This is a genomic window from Magnetococcales bacterium, from assembly GCA_015231925.1.
Classification (GTDB): domain Bacteria; phylum Pseudomonadota; class Magnetococcia; order Magnetococcales; family JADGAQ01; genus JADGAQ01.
Map to the genome: position 1 here is coordinate 1 of JADGAQ010000212.1, position 6,861 is coordinate 6,861.

At 63.7% G+C, this 6,861-nt stretch carries 7 protein-coding genes; 2 read left to right on the top strand and 5 right to left on the bottom strand.

The window, feature by feature from the left end:
• The 5 genes from HQL56_17165 to HQL56_17185 all read right to left on the bottom strand — a co-directional run.
• On the bottom strand, positions 1–629 hold a 629-nt coding region (locus HQL56_17165; protein ID MBF0311249.1), incomplete at its 3' end, for a sensor histidine kinase KdpD.
• Positions 626–1,342 carry a TrkA family potassium uptake protein gene (locus tag HQL56_17170; protein ID MBF0311250.1) on the bottom strand — a complete coding sequence of 239 codons (717 nt, stop codon included), beginning with the start codon at positions 1,340–1,342 and terminating at the stop codon, positions 626–628. The genes HQL56_17170 and HQL56_17165, both read right to left, overlap by 4 nt.
• Positions 1,335–2,093 (bottom strand): type I methionyl aminopeptidase, encoded by a 759-nt coding sequence (map, locus tag HQL56_17175; GenBank protein ID MBF0311251.1) that lies wholly within the window; start codon positions 2,091–2,093, stop codon positions 1,335–1,337. The genes HQL56_17170 and map overlap by 8 nt, the downstream gene beginning before the upstream one ends.
• On the bottom strand, positions 2,090–2,800 hold the full coding sequence (gene sfsA, locus HQL56_17180; GenBank protein MBF0311252.1) for a DNA/RNA nuclease SfsA: 711 nt from the start codon (positions 2,798–2,800) through the stop codon (positions 2,090–2,092). The genes map and sfsA overlap by 4 nt, the downstream gene beginning before the upstream one ends.
• Positions 2,797–3,198, bottom strand: a complete 402-nt coding sequence (locus HQL56_17185) for a PDZ domain-containing protein (GenBank protein MBF0311253.1) — start codon at positions 3,196–3,198, stop codon at positions 2,797–2,799. The genes sfsA and HQL56_17185 overlap by 4 nt, the downstream gene beginning before the upstream one ends.
• 174 nt (positions 3,199–3,372) lie before the next feature.
• On the opposite strand from HQL56_17185, the gene carA reads away from it, so the two are divergent.
• Together carA and carB are read left to right on the top strand one after the other, a co-directional pair.
• Positions 3,373–4,542: a glutamine-hydrolyzing carbamoyl-phosphate synthase small subunit gene (gene carA / locus HQL56_17190; GenBank protein MBF0311254.1), complete on the top strand. Its 1,170-nt coding sequence runs from the start codon at positions 3,373–3,375 to the stop codon at positions 4,540–4,542.
• Between the two features lie 5 nt (positions 4,543–4,547).
• Positions 4,548–6,861: carbamoyl-phosphate synthase large subunit (gene carB, locus HQL56_17195; protein MBF0311255.1), on the top strand; the 2,314-nt coding region annotated here is incomplete at its 3' end.

The window sequence follows — 6,861 nt, forward strand, 5'->3', positions numbered from 1 at the left end:
ATGAAGAGCCGGGATTCCAAAGAGTGCCGGGGTTGCCACAATTTCGACGCCATGATGGGCAGGAGGTAGAGCATGACCGTGTCGGCAGGGGTCAGAAGATGGCGTCCCAGAAAGGCGGCCAGGGTGGTGAGGGCCACCAGCAGAAGACTGGCGGCATAGCCGTTCCAGGGGATGTCCCCTCGCAGGGGCTGGGGAGGAATGGCGGGCGGAGGCAGCTCGGGGCCCGCCATGAAAAGCACTTCCATAGTCCCGCTCTGGCGCAACAGCTCGAAAACCAGGGGTGGGAATATGAGGTCCCGCCAGCGCCGCAGGGTGGGTTTGCCGACCAACAGGCGGGTGATGCCGTGCTGCCGGGCGCAACGCAGTATCTCCTGGTTGACATGCAGGCCGGTCAGGCGCAGGGGTTGGGCGCCCAGGGATTCGGCCAGCCGCAGATGGGAAAGCAGCCGGCGCCGGTCCTCTCCATCCATCGGGTAGGCATCGGGGGCCTCCACGGCGACCGCCAGCCATTTGGCCCCCAGTTTTTCCGCCAGATTCGCGGCGGCATGAATCAACCGGGCCGAGGAGGGGCTGGGGCTGACGCAGACCAGGATGCGTTCCTCCCCCGGAGAGGCGGGGCGGGTGTTCATGGGGCCGGGGCAGGTGGCGGCTTGAGCCCGTCGTCCTGGTCCCGAAGGGCTTTGATCCGGGCCAACTGCCGGGGATTTCCCAGCAGGAGAAGGTTGTCCCTGGCCTGCAGACGGGTGTGGGGACCGGGATTGATACTGAACTTCTGCCTGCCGGTATTTTCGTCGCCGCTATGACGCAGGCCGACGAGGTTGACGCCGTAATGGGTGCGCAGGCCCAGTTCGGCGAGGCTGCGGTTCACGAAGGGGGCGGGGCAGGGTATGTCGATCATGGCCATGTCCGCTCCCAGGGGAATGCTTTCGGCCAGATCGGGATGAATCAGGCGCTTGGCGATGCGCAGAGCCATGTCGCGGGGAGGGAAGATGACCTCCGTGGCCCCGACGGCCCGAATCGCCGAGGCTTCCGGCTCGTTGTCCACCTGGACCAGAATGGTGCGGATACCCGCCTGGTGCAGGGAATAGGTCACCAGAACGGTGGAGCCGAAGGCGTGGCGGATGGCCACGATGGCGGTATCCACCTCGAAGGCCCCGACGGCTTTCATGGCCTCCGCGTCGGTGGCGTCGCAACAGATGGCCTTGGAACAGGACTCCCGAATGGCGTTGACCCGGTTTTCGTCCTGATCCACGGCCAGAACGGTGCCCCCCTCTTCGTAAAGAGCGCGGGCCACGCGACTGCCGAAGGTGCCCAAACCGACGACGAGATAGGAATCAGCCATCGGTCCCGACCCGGGTGAGGATTTCACAACCTGTCGGGGTGACCAGCAGGGTATGTTCGAACTGGGCGGAGAGGGAGTGGTCCTTGGTCACCACGGTCCAGCGGTCCGGCAGATGGCGAATGGCCGCCTTGCCCAGATTGATCATGGGCTCGATGGTGAAGATCATGCCGGGCAACAGCTCCGGACCGTCGCCCCGGGTGCCGTAATGCAGCACGCTCGGCTCCTCGTGGAACTGGCGACCGATACCGTGGCCGCAATACTCCCGCACCACGCTGCAGCGGTTGGCCCGGGCATGGGCATCCACTGCGGCGCCGATGTCACCCAGTCGGGCACCGGGTCGGACGGCATGAATGCCCCTGTCCAGACACTCACGGGCGACGCGCACGATCTTTTCCGCCTGGGGAGCGGGCTGCCCGACGAAGAAGGTGGCGGAGGTATCCCCGTGAAAACCGTCCAGACAGGTGGTGATATCGACGTTGATGATATCGCCGCCCCGTAAAACGCGGTCGCTGGGTATGCCGTGGCAGACCTGCTGGTTGACCGAGGTGCAGATCGATTTGGGAAAGCCCTTGTAGTTCAGCGGGGAGGGGACGGCCCCGTGTTCCACAATGAAGCGATGGCAGATGTCGTTCAGGGTGTCGGTGGTGATGCCGGGTTTGATATGGGGTTCGATCATTTTCAGGGTCAAGGCGGCCAGTCGGCTGGTGGCGCGCATTTTTTCGATTTCGGCGGCGGTTTTGATGATGATCATGAAAGGCCCAACTCCCAGGGCAAGGCATGGGACAAGGTGATTTCCTCCGGGTCGATGCGGCAGCCGCAGACCAGAACCTCGACGCCGTTTTTCCGGGCGGTGTGCAGGAGTTCGGTGTAACGGGGATCGATCTCCCCGGCGGGTCGAAAACTCCGGCAGTCGGCACGCACCACCAGAAACAGCAGAACGGCGCGCATCCCCCCGGCCACAACGGCGATCAACTCCTGCAGATGCCGGCTGCCCCGTTGCGTCACGGCGTCCGGAAAGGCGGCAACCCCTGGTTCGAGGCTCAGGGAGACGCTTTTTACTTCCATGTAACAGTCTGGTCTCCCTTCCGCCGTGAGCCGGAAGTCGAAGCGGGTTCCCGTGTGCCACGCAACCTCCCGACGAAAGGCGGTATAATCGCGCATCGCGGGGATCGTTCCCTGCTCCAGGGCTTCGGCCACCACGGCGTTGGCCAGGGCGGTATTGACGCAGACCCAGCTACCTTGCACCGAAACCAGCTCCCAGGTGAAGGGTAATTTGCGCGAGGCGCTCTCCTTGCGGGAGAGGAGCATTCCGGCTCGTGGCGGCAGCAGACCGCGCATGGATCCCGGATTGGCGCAGTGCGCCACCACGCTCCGGCCATCTTCCAGCACGGCCTCGGCCAGAAAGCGTTTGGTGCGCCTCTCCAGGGTGGCCGGAAGCAGGGGAGTGGGCCATTTCACTGCGGAAGCGCCATGCCGGGCGGGGCAAAAGGGATGAAAACGTCTCCGGGGGGAGTGGCCCAGGTGTCGGGATGGCGGCTGGTATCGTCCAGAACGACTTTAAGGTGGTGTTCTTCGCCTGAACGATGGATCTCCAGCTCCACCCCGGTTCCAGGGGACGTCTGCCGGATAGTTTCCACAAACTGGGGGATGGAGTGAATCAACTGTCCATTGAGTTTGCGGATCACGTCACCGCGACGCAATCCGGCTTTGTCGGCGGGGCTCTCCTTGATGATGTCGCCGATCTCCACGCCGTGAGGTGGAAAAACCGTGGCCCCCAGCCAGCCACCGGCCCGGGCGGCACGGAACGTAACCGGCGCGAGGAGGGTCAGACAGAGCAGGATGACCGGGAATTTCATGGGGCACATACCGTTTGCGCTGGGAGAAAAGTCTGGAATCCGCTAATGTTATGCCCTGGACGGGGGCTTTTGGCAACGTTCCATGGGGCGATTCGGGGGGCGTTGCGTTGACTCGTCCCCGGATTGGGGGTATAAGCTGTCGCCGTGGAAGGCTTTGCACTTATTGGCAGGATCATGGCCCGCGAGGAGCCGTTAAGCGTGGAACAATCCCGGTTGGCAATGCTGGTTCTGGAAGATGGCAGCCGCTTTGTGGGTCGCGCCCTGGGCGCGGCGACCACCAAGGTCGGCGAGGTTTGTTTCAATACCTCCATGACGGGCTACCAGGAGATCATGACCGATCCCTCCTATGCGGGCCAGATCGTGGTGATGACCGCAACCGAAATCGGCAACTGCGGCATCAATCCCCAGGACATGGAATCGATCGGACCCTACATTCGGGGTTTCGTGATGCGGGAGTCCTCCCCGATTCCCTCCAACTGGCGATCACGGGAGAGCCTCGACGACTTTTTGAGTCGCCACGGCATTCCGGCCATCGAGGGTATCGACACCCGCCGCCTGGTGCGCATCCTGCGCCAGAAGGGCTATCAACGCGGCGTGATCACCACCCTTCCGGAGTCCGATGCAGCGGAGATGAGGCTTCAGGCCCAGGCCTGGTCGGGTTTGGAAGGGCTTGATCTGACCCGCGAGGTGGCCTGCACCGCACCCCATGAGTGGAGCCAGACGACCTGGAAATGGGCGGGAAACGCCTCCGGTTTCGGAGAGCAGGCCCCCGGTGAGGCCAAATACCGGGTTGCGGTACTCGATTTCGGCATCAAACACAATATCCTGCGCTCCCTGGCGGGCGTCGGCTGTCATTTGAGCGTTCTGCCGGGACCGACCGCCCTGCCGGAAGAGGTGCTGGCCACCCGGCCCGACGGTATCTTCCTCTCCAACGGACCCGGTGATCCGGCGGCGGTTACCCGGGGCATCGCCACCATCCGGGAGCTGACCGGCAAGGGGATCCCCGTGTTCGGCATCTGTCTGGGCCATCAGATGTTGAGTCTGGCCCTGGGCGGGACCACGGAGAAGATGAAGTTCGGTCATCGCGGTGGCAACCACCCGGTGCAGAATCTGGCGACCAAACAGGTCGAAGTCACCTCCCAGAACCACGGGTTCATGGTGAGGGAAGAGAGCCTGCCCGCCGAGGTGGAGGTGACCCATCGCTCCCTCTTCGACGGCACGGTCGAGGGGATGCGGCATCGCAATCGGCCCATTTTTTCGGTGCAGTACCATCCCGAGGCCAGCCCCGGTCCACACGATGCCCATTATCTTTTCGGGCAGTTTGTCGAACTCATGCAAGGTTAGTCCGAATGCCCAGGCGCTCCGACCTCCGCAAGATTCTGCTTATCGGTTCCGGCCCGATCGTCATCGGTCAGGCCTGCGAGTTCGACTACTCCGGCGTTCAGGCCTGCAAGGCGCTGAAAGAGGAGGGGTACGAGGTGGTGCTGGTCAATTCGAACCCGGCCACCATCATGACCGATCCCGAAACGGCCCACCGCACCTATGTGGAACCCCTCTCCCTGAGTACCCTGACCTGCATCATCGAGAAGGAGCGCCCCCAGGCCCTGCTGCCCACCATGGGCGGGCAGACCGCACTCAATCTGGCCATGAAGCTGCACGACGCCGGGATTCTGCAGAAGTACGGCGTCGAGTTGATCGGGGCCTCCCGCCAGGCGATTGCCAAGGCGGAGGACCGGGAACTCTTCAAACGCGCCATGCAGGAGATCGGGCTGGATATGCCCCGCTCCGGTTTCGCCAAGTCCCTGGAAGAGGCCAAAGCGGTTCTCGACATGGTGGGTTTCCCGGCCATCATACGGCCCAGTTTCACCATGGGCGGCTCGGGGGGCGGCATCGCCTACAACCTGGAAGAGTTCGTGGAGATCATTCGCCGCGGACTGGATGTCTCGCCCACCGGGGAGGTGCTGGTCGAAGAGTCGGTGCTGGGCTGGAAGGAGTACGAGATGGAGGTGGTCCGGGATCGCCTGGACAATGCCATCATCATCTGCTCCATCGAGAATTTCGATCCGATGGGTATCCACACCGGCGATTCCGTCACCGTGGCTCCGGCCATGACCCTGACGGACAAGGAGTACCAGATTCTGCGGGACGCCTCCATCCGCGTGCTGCGGGCCATCGGGGTCGATACCGGCGGATCCAACGTCCAGTTTGCCGTAAATCCCCACGATGGCCGGGTGGTCATCATCGAGATGAATCCCCGGGTCAGCCGCTCCTCGGCGCTGGCCTCCAAAGCGACCGGTTTTCCCATCGCCAAGGTGGCGGCCAAATTGGCCGTGGGTTACACCCTGCCGGAGATCATGAACGATATCACCGGCGTCACTCCGGCCTCCTTCGAGCCGACCATCGATTATGTGGTGGTCAAGGTGCCCCGCTTCGCCTTTGAAAAGTTCCCTCAGGCGACGGCCACGCTGACCACCCAGATGAAGTCGGTGGGCGAGGCCATGGCCATCGGACGCACCTTCCGGGAGGCGCTGCAGAAGGCCCTGCGCTCCCTGGAGACGGGTTTGGACGGTTTCGACGCCATTCTCGACGAGGTGGCCGAGACCGAGCGGGATACCCAGTTGGAGTGGCATCTGCTGCATCCGGGCCCCAATCGCATCCTTTATGTGGCGGAGGCCTTTCGTCTCGGGCGGGAACTCTCCTGGATCCAGCAGGCCACCGGGATCGATCCGTGGTTTCTGGAACAGATTCGCCTGTTGATGGAGATGGAGCGGCATCTGGGCCAGTTCACCCTCGAAACGCTTCCCGACACCCTGCTGCGGGAGTGCAAGCGGCAGGGTTTTTCGGACCGTCGTCTGGCCCTGTTGCTGGGCACCACGGCGGCGGCGGTGGCGGCTCGGCGGCATGAACGGGCGATTCGCCCCGTTTTCAAACGGGTGGATACCTGCGCGGCGGAGTTCCCTTCCCAGACCGCCTATCTCTACTCCACCTACGAAGAGGAGTGCGAGGCCGAACCCACCTCCCGGCGCAAGATCATGATTCTGGGCGGCGGACCCAACCGCATCGGGCAGGGCATCGAGTTCGACTACTGCTGCGTCCACGCGGCTTACGCCCTGCGGGAGGCGGGTTACGAGACCATCATGGTCAACTGCAACCCGGAAACGGTCTCCACGGACTACGATACCTCGGACCGGCTCTACTTCGAGCCTTTGACCTTCGAGGACGTCATGGAGATTGTGGCCTGCGAGAAGCCCGACGGGGTCATCGTGCAGTTTGGCGGGCAGACGCCCCTGAAGCTGGCCAAGTCCCTGGAAGCCGCCGGTGTGCCCATCATCGGCACCAGCCCGGACGCCATCGATGTGGCGGAAGACCGGGAACGCTTCCAACAGTTGCTCGTTCGCCTGAATCTGCGTCAGCCCCGCAACGGCCTGGCCCGCTCGGAGGACGAGGCGGTGGCGGTGGCCGATCGGGTCGGCTACCCGGTGGTGGTGCGCCCCTCCTATGTTTTGGGCGGGCGGGCCATGGAGGTGGTCTTCGACGAGACCGATCTGCGCCGCTACATGAAAACGGCGGTGCGGGCCAGCCCGGACCATCCCGTGCTGATCGACCACTTCCTGAGGCGGGCCATCGAGGTCGCTGTCGACTGGGTGACCGACAGCTGGGAAG

What these genes read in the sequence shown, in the direction of transcription:
- map (MBF0311251.1), bottom strand. Translation starts at nt 2,093, where the DNA reads ATGATCATCATCAAAACCGCCGCCGAAATCGAAAAAATGCGCGCCACC.
- HQL56_17170 (MBF0311250.1), bottom strand. Translation starts at nt 1,342, where the DNA reads ATGGCTGATTCCTATCTCGTCGTCGGTTTGGGCACCTTCGGCAGTCGC.
- carA (MBF0311254.1), top strand. Translation starts at nt 3,373, where the DNA reads ATGGCCCGCGAGGAGCCGTTAAGCGTGGAACAATCCCGGTTGGCAATG.
- HQL56_17185 (MBF0311253.1), bottom strand. Translation starts at nt 3,198, where the DNA reads ATGAAATTCCCGGTCATCCTGCTCTGTCTGACCCTCCTCGCGCCGGTT.